The organism is Shinella sumterensis (assembly GCF_004514425.2).
GTDB lineage: Bacteria > Pseudomonadota > Alphaproteobacteria > Rhizobiales > Rhizobiaceae > Shinella > Shinella sumterensis.
Genome location: NZ_MYFN02000009.1, coordinates 60,494 through 77,444, shown reverse-complemented (window position 1 = coordinate 77,444; position 16,951 = coordinate 60,494). Strand labels below are relative to the sequence as shown.

The window sequence follows — 16,951 nt, the reverse complement described above, 5'->3', positions numbered from 1 at the left end:
ACCTTCAGCCCCCCAAGGCCTTTCGCATCTTCTCAAGGCGGAGCTTGCCGTCGGCTGCTTCCGCGTTCTGGCAGTTGGCGGTTTGCCGCAACTCGCCCGGATTGTTGCGGCACTCGGCCGTAATGCGGGAGAGCAGTGTCTCGTCGGCGGTCAGCTGGTCGACGGTATAGGATTGCTCGGTTTTCTCTGAGCAAGCCGCAAGGAGGAGGAGTGCCAAAACGAGCAAAGATCGCCTCATTGCAGCGCCGCCTTCATCGCATCCATGCGCTGGCGCCAGTCCTCGGCCTTGCGTTGCTCGTCGACCTGGTTCTGCGCCTGCTGCACCATGCGCAGACCTTCCATCCGCAGCACGTCGGATTGGAGAAACGCCTGTTCAGCTTGCAACCGTGCCTGAAGGTCGGCGATTTCCTTGGCATCGCTTGCCGTCGAAATCTTCTCGCGAAGCTGGTCGATTCCGTCGATCCGCTTCGTGGCCGCATCGTAAATCTGCTGTCCCAAGCTCATCTGGCCCGCGTTTTTGTTCTGCACGCGCGCGAGTTCCTTGGCATAGAAATCGTCCGCGTCGGTGCGATAAGTGGAATTGCCATCCAGGAACTTGGAGGCGGAATCCTTGAACACGCCCGTTCCCTCGCCCTTCAACAATCCCTCGATCGCCGCGAAGTCCGATGGAAGGGCCTTGCGGATCGAAGGATCGTTGAGCACACTCGCCACATCAGCCATGTCGGTTAGCTTGTTAAGCGAACCGTAGAGCTGCTGGGCCTGCTCGATCTGCTGATGAAGGGCGTCGAGCTGCGACTTCAGTTGCGCGATGCTTTCGATCTGCTTCAAAATCGCCGTCTGGTCGATCACGGGAATCCCCTGCCCTGCCGCGCCGCCGCCGGAAAGGATGAGCACGGCCGCAAGTGCGACACCGCGGGGTCGATAAGATGCCATCAACTTGCACTCCTTCTTGCTTGAAAAACGGGTAGCCAGTCCTTCGGGTCGTTGCCGACTTCGGCGCGGATCGCGTCGAGTAGCTCGACATTGGCCGTACGGCCGGAAAGGATCGCGAGTTCGTCGTCGAAGCCGTTGAGGTTCAGTTCGGCGACGACGCTGTTGTGTCCCTGCTTCAACACGAATCTCCGGCTCTCGACGGACAGTTCCCTCGCAATAAGTTCGTACTCACGCTCGGTGAGCTTGAACCCTTCGACGTAGTCGGAATGGTTGCCGCGGGAGTTGGGCAGGAAGATCTGCGTCGGGCATTGCTCGATGATCGTATGCGCGATCGGCGAGATCAGAGCGTCGCGCGGGCTCTGCGTGGCAAACAGCATAAGGCCGTTCTGCTTGCGGATCGTCTTCAGTTTGTTCTGCGCAAGGTCGCGGAATCCTTCGTCCTGCAGCGCTTTCCAGAATTCGTCGATGACGATGATGATCCGGCGGCCGTCGATCAGTTGCTCAACGCGGTGGAAGAGATACGCCATCAGCGGGGTGCGAATTTCCTCATTGTCGAGGAAGTCGGTCATGTCATAGCCGATGAATTTGCCGTTGCCGCCCAAGTCGCCGAAGCCAATGTCCTCGATCACGTTGTCGAAGACCCAGCCGAGCGGCCCTCCCCTCTCCCACCGTCGTAGCCGGGCCGCAATCCCCTCCATGTCGGTATTGTTGAGGAAGGTGCGTAGCGCGCCGATCGTCCGCTGCTCCGTCGGCAGATCGGCAAGCCCGTCGATGGCGCCGGCGATATCGCGCAACTCGGTGACGCTCAGTTCACGCGAGCCGGAACCGACAAGCTTTCCGACCCAACGGGTCAGGAAGACCTTGTTCTCCGGTGTGAGGTCGAGGGCCTTGAGGGGAGCGCAGCCGGTGGGCGTGCCATTCTTGAGGGGAAGATAGCTGCCGCCGGCGGCCCGGACATAAAGGTCCGCGCCGCGGTCTTTGTCGAAGAAGACGACATGCGGATCGTGTTTTTCGAGTTGCGACAGCATGAAGTTGACGATCACCGTCTTGCCAGCGCCCGATGGGCCGCACATGAAGGTGTTGCCGAGATCGCCATAGTGGAGATTGAAATAGTAGGGCGACCCGGATGCTGTCTTCAGCAACGCAACTGCCGGTCCCCACTCGTTGCCGTCCTTCTGTCCGATCGGATAGGAGTGGAAAGGCGACAGCGCTGCGAAGTTGCGGGACGTTATTGCTCCCGATCGCGCGCGGTAGCGGAAATTGCCCGGCAACTGCGCCCACCAGGCGGCCTCGAGACCGAGATCCTCGCGAGCGACTACCGCGCCGCCGTTCGTCAGGCTGGCGCGCGCCTTGGCCAGATTGTCCGTCAGTTCCTTTACCGACGCAGCGAAGATGGCGAGCGTCAGGTGATGTTCTCCAAGCACGAAGCGGTTCGATTCCAGATCGTCCATCGCATCGTCAAGTTCATCGATCTGGGAGGCGGCCTTGTCGCCGCTGCTCACAAGCTGGTTCTGCTTTCGACCCATGATGATGCGGGCGTCCGCTTTCGAAGCAAAGCAGAAGGATTGCGACAGGATCAACTCGAAGGGACTGGTCAGCACGTCGTCCAGCATCCCCGTTCTCGTGCGGGCAGGATATTCCTTGATGCTCAACATGCCAGCGAACCGGCTTTCCGCTTCATGGCGGATTTCGATCGTCTCGCGGCCGATAATGACACGATCGGAATAGATGGCCGAGGAAATCCGGCCTTCGGTCAACGGGACTGGCTCGCGCCGGCCGCCAACCAATTGGTGCAGCACCTCGCTCGGTTCGGAGAACAGGAACCCGTCGTGATCATAGAGGGTGAGCACGCGCGGCTCGAATCGTTTCAAGCCGGCGGTCACGTCGACGAGCTTGTCCTGGAGGTGCTTCAGTGCCTCCTCATCCAATTCGATACCGGAGCGGGATCGCTGCCGCAATCGGGATAGCAGCTTCGCGGCTTTGTCGGCCGGATCGCGCGCCGGCGACCAGAGGATGGTGAGGAAGAGGTCGTTGCGGAACAGGTCTTCGCGCACCATGCGCTCGCGATACTTTTCGTTGAGCGCGGCCGAGAAAGGCGTTGCGAACGTCCCGTCCGGATAGTCGCGATCGCGACGTCGAATGAGATGCGTCCACAAGGCAAGCCGCTCATCCGCGATATTCCTATAGAGCGTATTCAGATTACGATGGAGCGTGTTGAGGTCGAGAACGTCGGCGGTCTCGAAGGACACGCCGTCGAGCGCCACCATCACCATCAGCGTGCGAGAATCGAGTGCGATGGTGGTTTCATCGACATGACGCACATAGGGGATGAAGGTTTCCGGAGCAAGCTCGCGGGACTTGAGAGTGGCGATACTAGGCATATCCGAGGTCCCTTTCGTCGAAGCGCCGGACAAGCTTCAGCGGCGAAAGCGTGGCTCCGCCCCAATAGGCGCCGTTCCGGGTCCGGCCGCGCGTCTCCACCCAGGCCACCAGGATCCGGAACATGTTGTGGTCGTGCTTGACCAGCGCCCGGAAGACGAAATGGAAGACGACGCCGACGAGTGCATAGGCGACCGAGCCGGCCGCGAGGTAGAAGATCGTGGTCGCCATGACGTTGATGCCCATGGCCTCCATCGTCACGCCCGCGATCATCGCCGGGCGCGTGCAGGCGATGAACAGGGTGTCTTCCTCGAGCTCGGGTCGCCTGGTCGCCATGGGGGTCAGCTCCCGATGATCGTGCTGACGAGTTCTGAGGAGCCGGCGATCACGCCGATGCCGACGATCCAGTAGCCTGCGCGGCGCAGGTCCATGTAACCGAACATCCAGGCGAGCGCGATCAGGATGACGGCGATGGTGGCGAACAGCCTGAAGATGTTGCCCTGAAGGAGGTCAACGACGTTCTGCAGGATCGTCTCGATGCCGGCGGCCTGTGCAAAAGCCGGCTCGACCAGCATCGCTACCACAGCGAGCGCCATCGCAGACGGGGCCGCAAACGCGCGGATACGGGGACTGAAGGTCATTCACTCTGCTCCATTTGATTGTTCTGAAACACCAGGACGGAAGAGCCGCGCCGGCTGTTGAAGACGTCCCATGTGGCTGGGGAAGCTATGGTGGCGGTCTTCTGCTCGGAGTTCTCTGCAACCACTTCTGCGACGAGATCGGCCGGATCGGAGGCGATAGGTTCGTCGATCCCCCTCCCCTCCCCCTCATCCGTGATCGTCAGCCGGGCGATGGTCGGACCAAGCCGTTTGATCTCTCGGCGGACCTGGTCGTCGTAGTTGACCATCGCGCCGACCGAGGGATCGTCGCGCCCGTAGTAGGATTGAAGCATCACCTGTTCGGCCCGGGCGGAATCCGCGCCGACCTTGACGGCAAGACGATAGTATCCGTCCAGCAGCGTAGCCGTGGCTTGCAGGTTCAGGCAGGGATCGAAGGCGTCGGAAATAGAGAGCTTCAGCTTTTGAAGCTCTTCGATCCCGATGCCGCCGAGACCGAGCTGAATATCGTGATGCTCGGCTACCAGCGCTGCGGCGATCTCGATCGCCTCGGCCTTTGATGCCGGCTGTGTCTTGAGTGGCCGGCCGCTGTTGATGCGAATATTGAAAGGCGCGAACCGACTCTCGAGACTGACCACGCCGGCCAGAGTTTCGGACGCAACAAAGGGTGCGCAGGTCTGCGCAAGATCGAGAAAAGCAACGGGCATGCCTAGAACCAGACCCTCTGCTTGCCGACGCCGTCGATCGTCACATCGATGTATCGAGGTTTCTCACGGACCAGTGGACGGCTCAGGGTGTGGGCCATGCACTGGGTGCGGCCATCGTTTTGCTGCCAGCGTGGCGAGATCACGGAGCCATTGCTCCCGCCGGCACTGTCTCTGTCGCGCCGGCACAGGCTGTCGCTCACCGGCTGCATCGACGTCGACACGCAGGTTCCGTCGCGCCCGGTCGGGCCATAGCCGGCTGACAAACGGTATCCGTCGTTGCAATAATAGGGTTCGTACCGAGGGCGGGAGCTTTGGAAGCCAACACCGCTGCAGGTCGGGAAAGAACGGCCCTTGGCGAGCCATCTCCAGAGCTTCTGGATAGGCGGACGGCATTCAGCATATTGTGTCGGGCCGCCGGGGTTGGATAGGCACAGGACAACCTGGCAACCCCATTCGTCGGCACGAGCACTTTGTCCAGAACTGAGATATAGTGAACCGAACCCTAACGCCGTTATGACCGTTCGAAAGAAAAGGCTCTTCATGCCCCCTACCCTCCGATTGAAACTTCGTTGGACGGGATACGAAGAATCGCCTCTCCCCAACGCTCATACTATGCAAATAATAGATAGTTAAATCGATGGCAAGCAAATTGAGTGACGGATGGCAAAGCCAAGCGCTATCGGCCTTCGCCGTGCGTGAGATTCTCGAAAAACCGCTCGAAGACGAGACGGCGCAGTCCCGGATCAAGCAGATCGGCGTGTTGAACATCCTTTATATGATGCACCTAGCCGGCGAAGCATTAACCCTCTCAAATATCATCAAATTTACCGGAATGACCCGAGGCGGGGTCGTCGAGACGATGGACTTGCTCGTTGCGCGCGGAGTGCTCGTTGAAACGCTTGGAAAGAACTCAATGGGTCGCGGAACGGCTAGACAGTTTGCGCTGTCTCCGACGGTTTTTGCATTGCTTCGAGCTGGAGCCGACGGCAGCTAGGTCGATTTAACTCATTAAAGTATGCCGTTGTTCCTACGCGAGGGTAATGGCGAGGGGGCAGAATCGCGTTTCATCCTTTGGCGCTTGACGTTTCGAACCAGTGAGTCGCGTTGAAAAGCTACTTGGGTGGGCGCCGCACATGCTCACGACAGGTTATCGACTCTTTTTTGTTCGATCACCAGCCCGATCGCGGAACTCGCCAAGTGGTTTGATTCATTGGGGATTTGCAGCGGTCGAAGCGGACGACTCTTTAACGTTAACCATTTGTTAACCAATTAAGATTTGACCGGCCGCCGGAATCGGGCAATCGTTGGCGACGTTTTTTCAGCGATTGTCAGTTTTTTTCCGTCGAGAGCGATATGCCCGCTGCTGCAGCCACCAAATCTCCTGTCGAGGAGTCCGTCTCCAAGATTACGCGTCACTCGCATTTGCTTGCGGCGCAGCTACAGACGCTCCGCTCTCAGATGTATCCGCCCGAGGCCAAGAAGACTCTCAAAACCTTCACTTCCCGTGAAGCGGCGATGATGGTTGGCATCGCAGAATCGACTCTGAGACAGATGTCTCTTGATGGAGAGAGCGCTGCCCCGGAGCTACACGGCAAGGATAACCGTCGCCGCGCCTATACCCTCGCTCAGATTAATGAGATTCGAGAGCATCTTGCCAAAAAACGGCCGAAAGAAGCACTGGAATTTCTTCCGCGTCGGCGAGTTGGTGAAAAGCTTCAGATCGTGGCCGTGGCCAATTTTAAGGGCGGGTCGGCCAAGACCACCACGACAGTCCATCTTGCACATTTCCTCGCCTTACAAGGACTTCGCGTCCTTGCGATTGATCTTGATCCGCAGGCATCTCTGTCAACGATGTTCGGGTACCAGCCGGAGATCGACGTCGAAGATAACCAGACCGTCTACGGCGCTATCCGCTACGATGAAGGGCAGCGTGTTCCGCTCGCGAGCGTGATCCGTAAGACCTATTTCGAAGGTATTGACCTCGTCCCAGGCAATCTCGAGCTCATGGAATACGAGCACGAGACCCCTCAGGCTATCGCGCGCGGTGACGGCCGCGGGGAAGGCATGTTCTTCCGCCGCCTTGGATCCGTCATCGCCAGCGTTGAAGACGACTATGACGTGGTCCTTATCGATGCTCCCCCACAGCTCGGCTATCTGACGCTTGGTGCGCTTTATGCGGCGAGCGCCCTCCTTGTAACTGTCCATCCTGCGATGCTTGACGTCTCGAGCATGAACCAGTTCCTCAAGATGACCAGCGACATTCTCCAGGTCATTGAGGAGAATGGTGGTCATCTGCACCACGATTTCATCCGCTATGTGTTGACGCGTCACGACCCGAATGACGTTCCCCAGGTCAATATCGTTGCCCTTCTTCGATCGCTCTTCGGCGAGGATGTGCTGGCACCTGTAGTCGTGGAAACAACCGCGATAGCCAGTGCCGGATTAGAGAAGAAGAGCCTTTATGAGATGGCGAGGGGTACGGTGGGCAGAGACACGCTCAATCGCGCGTTGGAATCGGTAGACAGCGTCAATCAGGAGATTCTGAACCACCTTAATCAGGTATGGGGTCGGACATGACTAACGCCAAGGATCGTTCCAACCGGATGAAGAGCCTTTTCGCTAATGTGAATCGCGAGGAGTTGGAAAAGCATATCCCCTCCCCCGTCGGAACGACCGTTCGACCAGCCTCATCCGGCAGCATGTCGGGTGCGGTGAAGTCGATGCAGCAGACCTTCTCAGCGGTTGAGGCCGAGAACGAACGGTTGCGAGCGCAGCTTCAATCGGGTGATAGCGCAGTAGAACTGGATCCGGCGAGTGTCGTTCCCGCATTTGTTCGGGACCGGATGGACTTCGAGGAGAACCCGGAATTCGCTGGTTTTGTCGAAGGCATTCGCAGAGAAGGTCAGAAGCTTCCTATACTGGTTCGTCCCCTTCCGGACCATCCTGGCCAGTACCAGATCGCCTACGGGCACCGGCGCCATCGCGCCTGCCAGATAATAGGCATTCCCGTTCGTGCGATCGTCATGCAGATGACGGACGAAGAGCTCGTCGTCGCTCAGGGGATTGAAAACGCCGAGCGTGAAAATCCTTCGTTCATCGAGCAGGCGTTGTACGCATCCGATCTCAAAAAGCGTGGCTTTTCTCGAGAGACGATTGCAAGGGCGCTGGGACGCAACGAAGAAAAGGGGCTCGCCTATATCTCGATGTTGACGGCGACCGCCAACGCGGTTCCCGAAGCGCTCGCCCGCAGGATCGGTCCAGCGCCCGCGACCGGGCGCCCCAAATGGGAAAAGCTCGGCGCCTTCTTCAAGGACCAGAAGCTCCCGTCGGATACGAACTCGGCCCTCAACGGCTTGGTTGGTTCGGAGAGGTTCCAGGCGCTTGCTTCGGACGATCGGTTCACCGCGGTGATGCGTGTGCTGGACAGATCGTCACGACCAACCAACACGCCGGAGTCGGCCGAAATCGATCTCGGCCATGGGGTGGTCGTGACGACAAAGCGGACGTCCAAGGCGATGCAATTTTCCATTCCTCACGCGCCGGCCGCCGGGCTTTCGACCTGGCTTGTCGAGCGTCTGCCGACACTATTGGAAGAATTCAAACGTTCGGAGCGAGGCGAAGAGCAATGAACTAAGCCCTGAAAGGAAAAGGGCTCACCGACTGCAATCGGTAAGCCCTTTGATCCATAGCCAACAGAACGTTCCCGTCCCGTCAGCATCAGTCGTAGCAAACTGATTCTAGGACGAGGCGCTGATACAATCAAGCCCTGGGTTCAAGCCTCGGCTCGATATTTTGCGCCTGTTTTGTTGGCTAGACATCTACTCACCTGTTGGAGCCGCGGTCGCTTGGTCGCGGGATGGTTAGCTATGGTCCGAGGAACTGAGATCGCGTCCTTCAGACGCGTTACACCTGCAATACTCGCGAGCGCTCGGCTCGCAATGGCAAATGATATCCCCGAGTCGACGAAGGCGGAGGTCGCAATCCTCCTGAAGAAGGCAGCACCGATCCTCGGGATCGATGGTTCGACCTACCATATCATGGATATCCTCATCGGGCTCTCGCGTGCTGATGACTGGACGGGGTCGAACCGCCCGATCGTGGCGATCTCCAACGCGAAGCTCGCTGAATACACGGCTCGCTCGGAGCGGCAGGTGACGCGCTGCATTCGGCGCCTCGTGGAGGCCGGCATTATCGCATATCGTGACAGCCCGACGGGGCGCCGTTTTGTATATCGCGACAAGGACGGAGATATCTCGAAGGGCTACGGCCTGGATTTCACGCCGGCGAGAGTACGGCTGCATGAATTGAAGGCACTCGTCGAGGACTTCCAGGCTCGGCTGAACAGCGAGCAGGAGGCCCGCAGGATCGTCAGCAGGACGTCGCGCGCCATCATTGACGCATGTGCAGCATACCCTGAACACGCTGAGGCTTGGCACAGCGAACTGCAAGGCCTGAAGGGCTTAGGGTTAGACAAGGAGGGGGAGGCGGAAGCACTGGAGGCTATGCACGCCCGGATCATTCTTGCGGTGACAGAAGAATATGTTCCGCACAAAATGTCGGGCGAGGGTGACATCAGCGTCATGTCTATTATTAATACAACCCCTCAAAACTCTCTTGAACGTAAGAAAGAACGGACTCGCTCTCACGAGCGAGAGCTTAATTCAGACCACTCCGGCCGCATAGCGGCCGGAATATCAACCGAAAAAAAGTCTGGCGCAGTCCAGTCCGAAAGCCATCCCCCTGTTCGGAAGAAATCTGCGGGCACGGTAGACGAAATCCAATCCCAGGTCCTTGCGTCCGTGTCGGTTGGCCTTGTTAGATCTGCCTGCCGCCAGGCATGCGAGATGGTAGGGGCTGAAATTCGCAGTTGGCCTGAGCTGGCTGCCGCGGCCTCTACAATGCGTCTCATGATTGGTTTATCCGAGGCTGGATGGCTGGATGGATCGGCAAGGGTCGGTCGCTTTGCAGCCGCCGCAATTCTTGCCACAGTGCTTGAGAAGGCCGCCCGATCGCCGGATCAGATTACGAGCCCAGGAGGTTATTTCCGGGCAATGATCGATCGCGCTGTCGAAGGGAACCTGCATCTGGAGAAGAGCTTGTTCGGATTGGTGGACGGCGCCATCAAACGGATAGGTGAGAGGCCCGCATAACGGATCGTTCGGGAGTCACAGCTGTGACTCTTTGGGGCGAGAAGCGCGAGAAAGATGCGGCGGCTCACAGGGCTGACTGTTCTGGGAACGAGATAATGCTATTTAATTCAAAGGGATATGTGACCGGCATCACAACTGTGACGGCATATGCGCGGTCTCTTGTCTCCCCGATTGGATTTTCAGGGGAAGCCCATGCCACATTATGACGTCGAAAGGCTTAAAGCGGAGGTGTCGTGCGCGGCGCTATTGGAAAGCGCCGGCTGGACAGTTGATTTGCGAGAGAGCACGCCAAAGGCGACCAAGTATCGTCGTGGGGACGGAGAGATCATCATTGTGGTTCACCGCGGGCGAGGGTGGTTCGATCCTACATCGGTGGCCAAAGGCGACGTCTTATCCTTGGCACAGCATCTTGGTGCTGTTGATTTCGGGTCGGCACTGAAGCTGATTGCCGGGCTCGTCGCATTTCAACCTGTCGAGCCGGCATGGCAGCGTCAGTCGAAGTCCACTTCGCTTGCGGCGATCGCAAGGCGTTGGTCTCAAAGACCATGGCTGGCCCATGGATCCGCCGCCTGGGCATATCTCGCGTCCGAACGCGCTATCCCGGAGAACACTCTCGTGCGAGCCGTTGCTGCTGGCAAACTCAAGGAAGGCCCTCGGGGCTCCATCTGGGCAGCCCATACCAATTCCTCAAATACGGTAACGGGATGGGAGGAGCGCGGGTCCGCGTGGAGAGGCTTCTCCAATGGAGGGACGAAGGCGCTTTTTGTTATCGGCAATGATGATGCGTTACGCCTCTGCGTGACGGAAGCGGCGATAGATGCGTTGAGCCTCGCCGCCATTGAGGATTGGCGTGACGACACCCAGTACGTGAGTACCGGCGGAGGCTGGTCTCCTGCGACAGCCGACCGAATTACGGCTCTTGCCGCGCGACCTGGCACTCGCCTCGTGGCAGCATGCGATGGAGACGACCAAGGTGATGTCTACGCAGCGCGATTGAGGGTTGCTGCCGAGACGGCGGGCGCGACTTTCATGAGGTTGTGGCCTGAAGCTGAGGATTGGAATGATCAGCTGCGGCAGAGATGAGATAAATTGGATTGAGCCACAGGAGGACGATTCTGGTGGGTGCGCCAACGCTAAACCGGATGATCGACAACCGGCCGAAGGCAGAGACCGCTGCCACATCTGCAGCGGCAATATCCTTGTTGTTGAGATCAGTAAGCTACAGTTCCGCCTCGTTACAGGCACTCCAGTGCGGTCTTAGTCCCGATACCTTGCATCCCGACCTACATTCGATCTTCGACTACCTCGACGATATCGTGCGATCCCAAACATGCCGCTTAGTTGAAGCCGTCACCGATCAAGTGCGTCCAGCCCTCACCGTCAGAACCATTCACGGAAGCGCGATCGTTTGCCATCGCGTCGACAAGCGCAGCGTCGAGCGAACGTGGAACGTCCTAAGCATTTCATCGCCGTGTAGATACTGGTTATGTCGCCGGCAACGACATATAGCCAGAATGTGTCGATGGAAGCGGGTTTCGTCGACATATCCCGATGATCAGCGCACCCTTTGTTCAAAGGGTGCGAACGCAGACAACCGATCGGTTGCTGGCGTCTCCGAAGCAAACGCCACTATTGCCTTGAGGGGAGCCGTGGATTATATATCTCAAAGTATCTATATCATTCAGGATATGAAATGACGGAATGGAAGGTCGTGTTTCATGACCGCTTCAAAGGCGAGATCACAGACCTTCCGGCAGATGTTCGGGTCGAGTTGCTCGCGCACCTGGTGCTGCTTCGCGAGAAAGGCTTTCGACTGGGGCGACCTGAGGTCGATACCCTCGAAGGCTCCAGACACGTGAACATGAAGGAGCTGCGCGTCAAGGTGTTGAAGGTGCAATGGCGGTTCGCCTTTGCCTTCGATCCGGAACGGAAAGCCGTCGTCCTCTGCGGTGGTGCGAAGAGTGGCGTCAGCCAGAAGCTCTTCTACAAGCGGCTGATCGATCTGGCGGACAAACGGTACGACGAGCATTTGAGCGAGTTGGAGAAGAAACATGGATGATCTCGATAAGCTGATACAGACGCTGCCTGAGGATGAACAGCGCGCCGTAGCAAAGCGCGCCGACGAGCTTGTCACGGCGCACAATCTGCGGGAATTGCGGGCACTTGCCGGACGGACGCAGGAAGACGTGTCTGCCGGGACCGGTTTCAAGCAGACCAACGTCTCGAGACTGGAGAAGCGCGCCGACATGAAGCTGTCGACGCTTCGTGATTATGTTGAATCGCTCGGCGGTACGTTGAAGATCGTCGCGGATGTCGCGGGCAAGAAAGTCGATCTTTCCAGCATCGCGGAGCGCTCTCGACACGGTTCCAAGGCTTAAGGAAGCCACCGGGAGGGGAGGGTTACAGCCCTGCCGCTTTCGTCAGGTTGACGCGGAAACGGTCGCGCCGACGCTGGTAGCGGCGGGTCATCTCGGCGGAGGCATGGCCGAGCTGCTTCTGCACATAGCGCTCATCGACCTCGGCCGACGAGGCAAGGCCGGCGCGCAGCGAGTGCCCTGCAAACTTTTCGGCACGCCCTCCTTCGCTCAGGTCCCCGCGCACACCCGCAGCCAGCGCCGTCTTCTTCACGAGGCGTGCCACCTCCTGATCGTTGAGCCGGTCCGGTCCGACATCCTTGCCCCCACTAGTCACGCGTCGGAAGAGGGGGCCTTTGGCGAGCTTGGCGAATCTGATCCAGGTTTCGACGGCGGCGACCGGGCAGGTGGCGTCGGAGGAGCCGCGACCTATCTCCACCTCGCGCCAGCCGGTCTTGCCGCGCAGCATCACCAGCAGGCCCTTTTCAAAAATCTCGATCCAGCCGCGGCCATCGTCCGTCTGGTCACGCCCCAAGTCGAGTCCGGTGATTTCCGAGCGGCGCAGGCCGCCGGCAAAACCGATCAGCAGCATCGCCCGGTCACGCAAGCCGCGCAGGGTTCCCCTGTCGAGCGTTTCCAGCATGGCGATCAGGTCTTCGGGCAGGATGGCTTCCTTCTGCCGGGGCGGGGCGGCGTGCCTGTTGCGGATGCCGGCCATCACGGTGGCGATCGCACGGTCTCTGCGATCCAGCGGCATGCCACGCTGTGAACAATTCCAGCCGATGGCGGCGAGACGTCGCTCGATCGTCGACACCGAATTCTGTTTCATACCTCTTTCCGCGGTTCCCGAGGCACAGGCGGTGATGTAGAGGCCGACGACCTGCGGATCCGGGGGGAGGGGAGACAGGTTCTGGCGCCGGCACCAGGCGGCAAAATGTTTCCAGTCGGAAGCGTAGGCCTTGCGGGTGTTGGCGGAAGAGGCGGCCTCGACATAGCTGCGGGCACGGTCGCTGAGGTCCTGCAGATGGGCCGGCAGGCCGGCGTTGGCATCCGGAAGAGGGGAGGGGAGCCCGGCCGATGCCCCGGGCGCGGAAACATCAGCGGAATCCGCCGTGCTGTCAGACGCTGCTGAGTGTTCCTGAGGGTAATTTTCGGGGTTCTGGTCGACGATTCGGGTCATTCTTTATATAAAGAGCAAAATGAACGATAATGCAAACTTATCAGTCATTTTATATACAAGACAAGCCGTGCGGTTATGGGTGAAAGCTATGGCGAAAACCGCACAGGCAATATATGCTCCGCAGCATGGATTCGCTCGCCCGCACCCCTGCTTCGACCCCCGCCCCGCCTACCCAGTTGCCGGCTTGGGCGAGCCCGCGCGGGCGTGAACTGACGGAAGTGGACGCCGCCTTCGCCGCCGGTATCGCCCTGAAATCGCTGGATGATCTGGTTCGCTCCCAACCCGACTGGGCTGGCTGCTGGCGCGCGCGCCGGGCGCTGAAATGCGCTATGACGGCGGTGCGGTTGGCGGGCCGGAACGAGGACGAACACGCGTTGCGTGATGCGCTTTTGCTGACAGTGCCTGGCGACGACCCCGGGCCCGCCGGAAAGGTGTTTCTGGCATACAAAAGATTGTCGACGCGAAAACCGAGCGTCTCGACGAAGACCGTCGCCGAACTGGCCGATCTGCTGGGTCTCGCCTGGGACGACCGGTTGGCGGCGGCCGTCGACCATGCCGACGGCGCATTGCAGTCGGGCCGGCCGGCGCCCTTCGCCGCGGCGGACCTCGTTTCGGTGATCTATAGCGACCGCCCCGACGCCGAGCAGCTAGCCTGGGCGCTCGCCGATATGCTGATCGCCGCGATGCTGAAATGGAACCACCCCGTGCCACTGTTGATGGCCGAGCGCTACGGCCCGGCTTTCCGAACGCTCGGGGGCAGGGGCCGCGTCCGTCCCGGAGAGGCCGCTTTCCTGCGCGCTGTCTGCCTGGCTCTGGTCGAAGCGACGGGCAGTGCCCTGCGCTCGGCGAGCGAGATCGCCCGGCGGGCCGACATCCTTCTGACCGTGGCGCCGAAGGTGCGGACAAAGGGCGCCGGCGTCGTCATTCAAAGACTGCTTGCGGAAGACGCCGTGACGGCATCGGCGCCGGGTAGCAATCTCTCCCGCTGGGCGGCGACGCGGCTGTTCGAGCGCCTGGAAAGTTTCGGCGCCGTGCGCGAGCTTTCCGGCCGGTCCTCATTCCGGATTTACGGGTTGTGATCATGGCCGGATCAAATGCAGCCAAAGCAACTCGTGGCGGCAGACCGAAGTCGGAGGACGAAATCCTCATCGACAGGGAGCTGGACGACCTGCCGCCGGAATTGCGTTGGCGCGAATGGATGTTGCGCGTCGAGGCGGTGATCTTTGCTTCGGCCGAGCCGGTCGGCCGCGAAACCTTGGCGCGGGTGGTAGGCAAGGACTGCAGCATCGACCTGCTGATAGACGACCTCACGGAGGAACTGCGCGATCGCCCTTACGAATTAGTTTCCGTTGCCGGCGGATGGCAGCATCGCAGCCGTTCGGCCTATGCGTCAGTGATCCGCGCCTCGCAGGCCCCGACGCGGTCATCTTCGGTTTCGCTGTCGGAGCATGAGGCCGCGGTACTGGCGGCGATCGCCTTCCTGCAACCGGTAACGCGCGGCGAGCTGTCGAAAATCTTCGGCAAGGAGGTGAGCCGCGACACGATCGCCAGCCTGCGCGACGCCGGTTTCCTCGGCTCTGGTCCGCGCAGCCCGACACCCGGTGCGCCCTACACCTATGTGACCACCCGGCATTTCCTGTCGGCGTTCGGTCTCCAGACGCTACGCGATCTGCCGGACCTCGAGCGGTTGGAGGACGCGGGACTGCTCAGCCGGCAGGCGCTGGAAAAAGGCGTCACCGATGAATTTGGTGACGTTCCGGAGGTGTGAGTTTGCGCGCCAATCAGCGTTTTCTGTGTTCCGGCAACCATAGACACTGAATTGTCAGTCGTTGGCAACCCTCGTCATTTGGCTCTGTGCTTTTCACCGACTGCGAGAATAATCTATGAGTTGATCGATGAAACCATTCTTCGCGCAGTCAGGCTGTGGAAGGTCGGTCGTCGGATCAAAAAACGCCTTCAGCACATAATAGCTGATCTCCAATGCCTGGCTCTCCATCGGGACATTCTCAAAGCTGTTGAAAGCGTCGGCAAATCGTTGGGCGGCAGGCGGGTGCGTTGACGTGGCTTGCCTAACTTCATCGACGAGCCCGATCCAGATGAACGCGACGCAGATCGCTAAGGTCCGGAACTCACGGTGCATATCGCTTGGAACTTTATCGAGGATCCACGACACCGCCCAAGCGTCTGCCTCGTGCTCCTGTTGATGCATCAGCGCGGTATATGCATGATGCCCGAGTAAAAGATGCCCGCATTCATGCAAGACTATGAAGCTTGCCGCTGCGAGGAACAGATTGTTGGTCAGGCCGTCTGCGGACGATGGATCGGCTGCTGCATCTGGCTCTACATGAGGATGGTCCCAAGAAAGTTCTTCGTTGCGTATCAGCGCCAGAGCGGCGTCTTTAAGTTCGATTGCAGCAGAACCCGGACCGCCAGGTGATATGACGATCTGCGAAAGGTTCATTTCGGCGGCCGTTTGCGTAAGAACGGATAGGACATGTACTGAGGCGGCCACAGCCCAGAGGCTCAGCAAGGCCGCGTACGTGCCCTCAATCTCCTTGGTGGTTGGGAAGGCCTCGAAATTTGCCGGCCCATCAACAATCTCGAGGACCCATGTCTCTCCTCCCATTTTCGCCAAAAGCTCATGAACGCGCTCCGGCGCAATTCTGAATGGGCTCTCCCTGAGCGAGGGGATAAAACCACGCATCAGTCGTTCAGCATCGGTCATTCGTAAAAGCTCCGGTTGTCGACGCTGATGTTGAGATCATCAGCCCGAATTGCCATGGGCCGAGCGACAGCGCATGTAACGGTCACGACGTAGGGATAGGAATCACCCTGGCGAAATCCGATGTCGTTTTTGACGTCCGAGTTAGACCCGTATTGCAGCTCGACCTCGACTTCGCCTTCAACACGATAGCTAATGTCCTGCGAATCCAACTTGGTCACGGTCACCTTGTCTATGTTGTGGCCATCGACCGTTGTATGCGTCGAAAGCTCATCAAGTTCGTCAATCGTCTCGGAAATGAGTTTTTCGAAGACGGCTTCTTGCATCGCGTCAGCCACGGCATGGGTGATAGCCTCGCGGCTTTTATTCGCGGCTTCGAGCAACTGATCGAGGCCGCGCAAGACGTCGTGGATCATCACACGTATCTTCGATCCTTTCGAGAGGATGGTATCGGCGCGAACATGCGTCGCCCTGTTGAGCCCATCCATCACCTCGATCAGGGGGGTGGTGTAGTCGCGCACATCTATGTCGAGAGTGTCACTGACGAATTCGTCCGGCAACCCAGCCTTTACGATGTAACTTGCACGCTGCTGGCGAGTGACGGTTTTGGTGTCCGTGGCCTGAATGAACCAGACGCAGGCGCGAACGTCCTCATCAGGAGCGAGGCTGTGCAGGACATGCCCAATCGCTTCCCGCAGGCCGCTTGCCGCGAAGTTTCCCCGAAGCGGGTTATCCCGATCTCGAGCGACACGGAAGCAGCCTTCGAGTACGGTATCAAAGAATTTATCCTTCGGCATTCGTGCCTGGAGTGTGCGACGGATCTTCTTGAGTTGGCTCCAGCGTGGAGGATTGTTGTTCATCAATATCTTCGGTTTCCGAGAGTTAGTAGGGCCGGAGCTTCCGTTCCAC

The 16,951-nt window shown here is 59.2% G+C and carries 19 protein-coding genes; 9 read left to right on the top strand and 10 right to left on the bottom strand.

Annotation, left to right across the window (positions count from 1 at the left end; all coding sequences use genetic code 11):
- Positions 1–4: 4 nt before the first annotated feature.
- Genes B5M41_RS17075 through B5M41_RS17045 form a run of 7 tightly spaced genes read right to left on the bottom strand, consistent with a single transcriptional unit; the run spans position 5 to position 5,178 of the window.
- Positions 5–238 (bottom strand): EexN family lipoprotein, encoded by a 234-nt coding sequence (locus B5M41_RS17075; RefSeq protein WP_134653099.1) that lies wholly within the window; start codon positions 236–238, stop codon positions 5–7.
- Positions 235–933: a P-type DNA transfer protein VirB5 gene (gene virB5, locus B5M41_RS17070; RefSeq protein ID WP_134653101.1), complete on the bottom strand. Its 699-nt coding sequence runs from the start codon at positions 931–933 to the stop codon at positions 235–237. Before virB5 ends, B5M41_RS17075 begins: the two co-directional genes overlap by 4 nt.
- On the bottom strand, positions 933–3,314 hold the full coding sequence (locus tag B5M41_RS17065) for a VirB4 family type IV secretion/conjugal transfer ATPase (RefSeq protein ID WP_134711091.1): 2,382 nt from the start codon (positions 3,312–3,314) through the stop codon (positions 933–935). Before B5M41_RS17065 ends, virB5 begins: the two co-directional genes overlap by 1 nt.
- Positions 3,307–3,648 (bottom strand): VirB3 family type IV secretion system protein, encoded by a 342-nt coding sequence (locus B5M41_RS17060; RefSeq protein ID WP_134653337.1) that lies wholly within the window; start codon positions 3,646–3,648, stop codon positions 3,307–3,309. The genes B5M41_RS17065 and B5M41_RS17060 overlap by 8 nt, the downstream gene beginning before the upstream one ends.
- A 5-nt stretch (positions 3,649–3,653) precedes the next feature.
- Entirely contained in the window at positions 3,654–3,953 is a 300-nt protein-coding gene (locus B5M41_RS17055) for a TrbC/VirB2 family protein (RefSeq protein ID WP_134653335.1), read from the bottom strand.
- Positions 3,950–4,636, bottom strand: coding sequence for a lysozyme family protein (locus B5M41_RS17050; RefSeq protein ID WP_134653333.1), 687 nt, complete (start codon positions 4,634–4,636; stop codon positions 3,950–3,952). Before B5M41_RS17050 ends, B5M41_RS17055 begins: the two co-directional genes overlap by 4 nt.
- A gap of 2 nt (positions 4,637–4,638) precedes the next feature.
- Positions 4,639–5,178 (bottom strand): hypothetical protein, encoded by a 540-nt coding sequence (locus B5M41_RS17045; protein ID WP_134653331.1) that lies wholly within the window; start codon positions 5,176–5,178, stop codon positions 4,639–4,641.
- A 95-nt stretch (positions 5,179–5,273) separates the two neighbouring features.
- Here B5M41_RS17045 and B5M41_RS17040 point away from each other — a divergent pair, with 95 nt between their 5' ends.
- The 7 genes from B5M41_RS17040 to B5M41_RS17010 all read left to right on the top strand — a co-directional run bounded on the left by B5M41_RS17040 (position 5,274) and on the right by B5M41_RS17010 (position 12,164).
- Positions 5,274–5,630 (top strand): transcriptional regulator, encoded by a 357-nt coding sequence (locus B5M41_RS17040; RefSeq protein WP_230640172.1) that lies wholly within the window; start codon positions 5,274–5,276, stop codon positions 5,628–5,630.
- A gap of 359 nt (positions 5,631–5,989) precedes the next feature.
- The gene (repA, locus tag B5M41_RS17035; protein ID WP_134653172.1) at positions 5,990–7,213 is read left to right on the top strand and encodes a plasmid partitioning protein RepA; all 1,224 of its coding nucleotides are present in this window, start codon (positions 5,990–5,992) and stop codon (positions 7,211–7,213) included.
- Entirely contained in the window at positions 7,210–8,265 is a 1,056-nt protein-coding gene (repB, locus tag B5M41_RS17030; protein ID WP_413713177.1) for a plasmid partitioning protein RepB, read from the top strand. Before repA ends, repB begins: the two co-directional genes overlap by 4 nt.
- Before the next feature lie 237 nt (positions 8,266–8,502).
- Positions 8,503–9,786 carry a plasmid replication protein RepC gene (gene repC / locus B5M41_RS17025; protein ID WP_134653168.1) on the top strand — a complete coding sequence of 428 codons (1,284 nt, stop codon included), beginning with the start codon at positions 8,503–8,505 and terminating at the stop codon, positions 9,784–9,786.
- A gap of 192 nt (positions 9,787–9,978) precedes the next feature.
- Positions 9,979–10,869 carry a DUF3991 and toprim domain-containing protein gene (locus B5M41_RS17020; RefSeq protein ID WP_134653166.1) on the top strand — a complete coding sequence of 297 codons (891 nt, stop codon included), beginning with the start codon at positions 9,979–9,981 and terminating at the stop codon, positions 10,867–10,869.
- Between the two features lie 610 nt (positions 10,870–11,479).
- Positions 11,480–11,845: a type II toxin-antitoxin system RelE/ParE family toxin gene (locus tag B5M41_RS17015; RefSeq protein ID WP_085421391.1), complete on the top strand. Its 366-nt coding sequence runs from the start codon at positions 11,480–11,482 to the stop codon at positions 11,843–11,845.
- Entirely contained in the window at positions 11,838–12,164 is a 327-nt protein-coding gene (locus B5M41_RS17010) for a helix-turn-helix domain-containing protein (protein ID WP_085421390.1), read from the top strand. The genes B5M41_RS17015 and B5M41_RS17010 overlap by 8 nt, the downstream gene beginning before the upstream one ends.
- 22 nt (positions 12,165–12,186) lie before the next feature.
- Here the strand turns inward: B5M41_RS17010 and B5M41_RS17005 are convergent, their stop codons facing one another.
- Positions 12,187–13,320 carry a tyrosine-type recombinase/integrase gene (locus B5M41_RS17005; protein ID WP_085421389.1) on the bottom strand — a complete coding sequence of 378 codons (1,134 nt, stop codon included), beginning with the start codon at positions 13,318–13,320 and terminating at the stop codon, positions 12,187–12,189.
- A gap of 125 nt (positions 13,321–13,445) precedes the next feature.
- Between B5M41_RS17005 and B5M41_RS17000 the strand changes: the two genes are divergently transcribed.
- Entirely contained in the window at positions 13,446–14,399 is a 954-nt protein-coding gene (locus tag B5M41_RS17000; protein ID WP_230640169.1) for a DUF1403 family protein, read from the top strand.
- A gap of 2 nt (positions 14,400–14,401) precedes the next feature.
- On the top strand, positions 14,402–15,088 hold the full coding sequence (gene scpB / locus B5M41_RS16995; protein WP_134653215.1) for an SMC-Scp complex subunit ScpB: 687 nt from the start codon (positions 14,402–14,404) through the stop codon (positions 15,086–15,088).
- A gap of 93 nt (positions 15,089–15,181) precedes the next feature.
- Here scpB and B5M41_RS16990 read toward each other — a convergent pair whose 3' ends face one another.
- On the bottom strand, positions 15,182–16,045 hold the full coding sequence (locus B5M41_RS16990; RefSeq protein ID WP_134653213.1) for a phage exclusion protein Lit family protein: 864 nt from the start codon (positions 16,043–16,045) through the stop codon (positions 15,182–15,184).
- On the bottom strand, positions 16,042–16,902 hold the full coding sequence (locus B5M41_RS16985; protein ID WP_134653211.1) for a pPIWI-associating nuclease domain-containing protein: 861 nt from the start codon (positions 16,900–16,902) through the stop codon (positions 16,042–16,044). The genes B5M41_RS16990 and B5M41_RS16985 overlap by 4 nt, the downstream gene beginning before the upstream one ends.
- Positions 16,903–16,951 lie beyond the last annotated feature (49 nt).

Bases quoted from the DNA above. Each gene is read 5' to 3' on its own strand.
- B5M41_RS17075 (WP_134653099.1), bottom strand. From the start codon at position 238: ATGAGGCGATCTTTGCTCGTTTTGGCACTCCTCCTCCTTGCGGCTTGC.
- virB5 (WP_134653101.1), bottom strand. From the start codon at position 933: ATGGCATCTTATCGACCCCGCGGTGTCGCACTTGCGGCCGTGCTCATC.
- B5M41_RS17065 (WP_134711091.1), bottom strand. From the start codon at position 3,314: ATGCCTAGTATCGCCACTCTCAAGTCCCGCGAGCTTGCTCCGGAAACC.
- B5M41_RS17060 (WP_134653337.1), bottom strand. From the start codon at position 3,648: ATGGCGACCAGGCGACCCGAGCTCGAGGAAGACACCCTGTTCATCGCC.
- B5M41_RS17055 (WP_134653335.1), bottom strand. From the start codon at position 3,953: ATGACCTTCAGTCCCCGTATCCGCGCGTTTGCGGCCCCGTCTGCGATG.
- B5M41_RS17050 (WP_134653333.1), bottom strand. From the start codon at position 4,636: ATGCCCGTTGCTTTTCTCGATCTTGCGCAGACCTGCGCACCCTTTGTT.
- B5M41_RS17045 (WP_134653331.1), bottom strand. From the start codon at position 5,178: ATGAAGAGCCTTTTCTTTCGAACGGTCATAACGGCGTTAGGGTTCGGT.
- B5M41_RS17040 (WP_230640172.1), top strand. From the start codon at position 5,274: ATGGCAAGCAAATTGAGTGACGGATGGCAAAGCCAAGCGCTATCGGCC.
- repA (WP_134653172.1), top strand. From the start codon at position 5,990: ATGCCCGCTGCTGCAGCCACCAAATCTCCTGTCGAGGAGTCCGTCTCC.
- repB (WP_413713177.1), top strand. From the start codon at position 7,210: ATGACTAACGCCAAGGATCGTTCCAACCGGATGAAGAGCCTTTTCGCT.
- repC (WP_134653168.1), top strand. From the start codon at position 8,503: ATGGTCCGAGGAACTGAGATCGCGTCCTTCAGACGCGTTACACCTGCA.
- B5M41_RS17020 (WP_134653166.1), top strand. From the start codon at position 9,979: ATGCCACATTATGACGTCGAAAGGCTTAAAGCGGAGGTGTCGTGCGCG.
- B5M41_RS17015 (WP_085421391.1), top strand. From the start codon at position 11,480: ATGACGGAATGGAAGGTCGTGTTTCATGACCGCTTCAAAGGCGAGATC.
- B5M41_RS17010 (WP_085421390.1), top strand. From the start codon at position 11,838: ATGGATGATCTCGATAAGCTGATACAGACGCTGCCTGAGGATGAACAG.
- B5M41_RS17005 (WP_085421389.1), bottom strand. From the start codon at position 13,320: ATGACCCGAATCGTCGACCAGAACCCCGAAAATTACCCTCAGGAACAC.
- B5M41_RS17000 (WP_230640169.1), top strand. From the start codon at position 13,446: ATGGATTCGCTCGCCCGCACCCCTGCTTCGACCCCCGCCCCGCCTACC.
- scpB (WP_134653215.1), top strand. From the start codon at position 14,402: ATGGCCGGATCAAATGCAGCCAAAGCAACTCGTGGCGGCAGACCGAAG.
- B5M41_RS16990 (WP_134653213.1), bottom strand. From the start codon at position 16,045: ATGACCGATGCTGAACGACTGATGCGTGGTTTTATCCCCTCGCTCAGG.
- B5M41_RS16985 (WP_134653211.1), bottom strand. From the start codon at position 16,902: ATGAACAACAATCCTCCACGCTGGAGCCAACTCAAGAAGATCCGTCGC.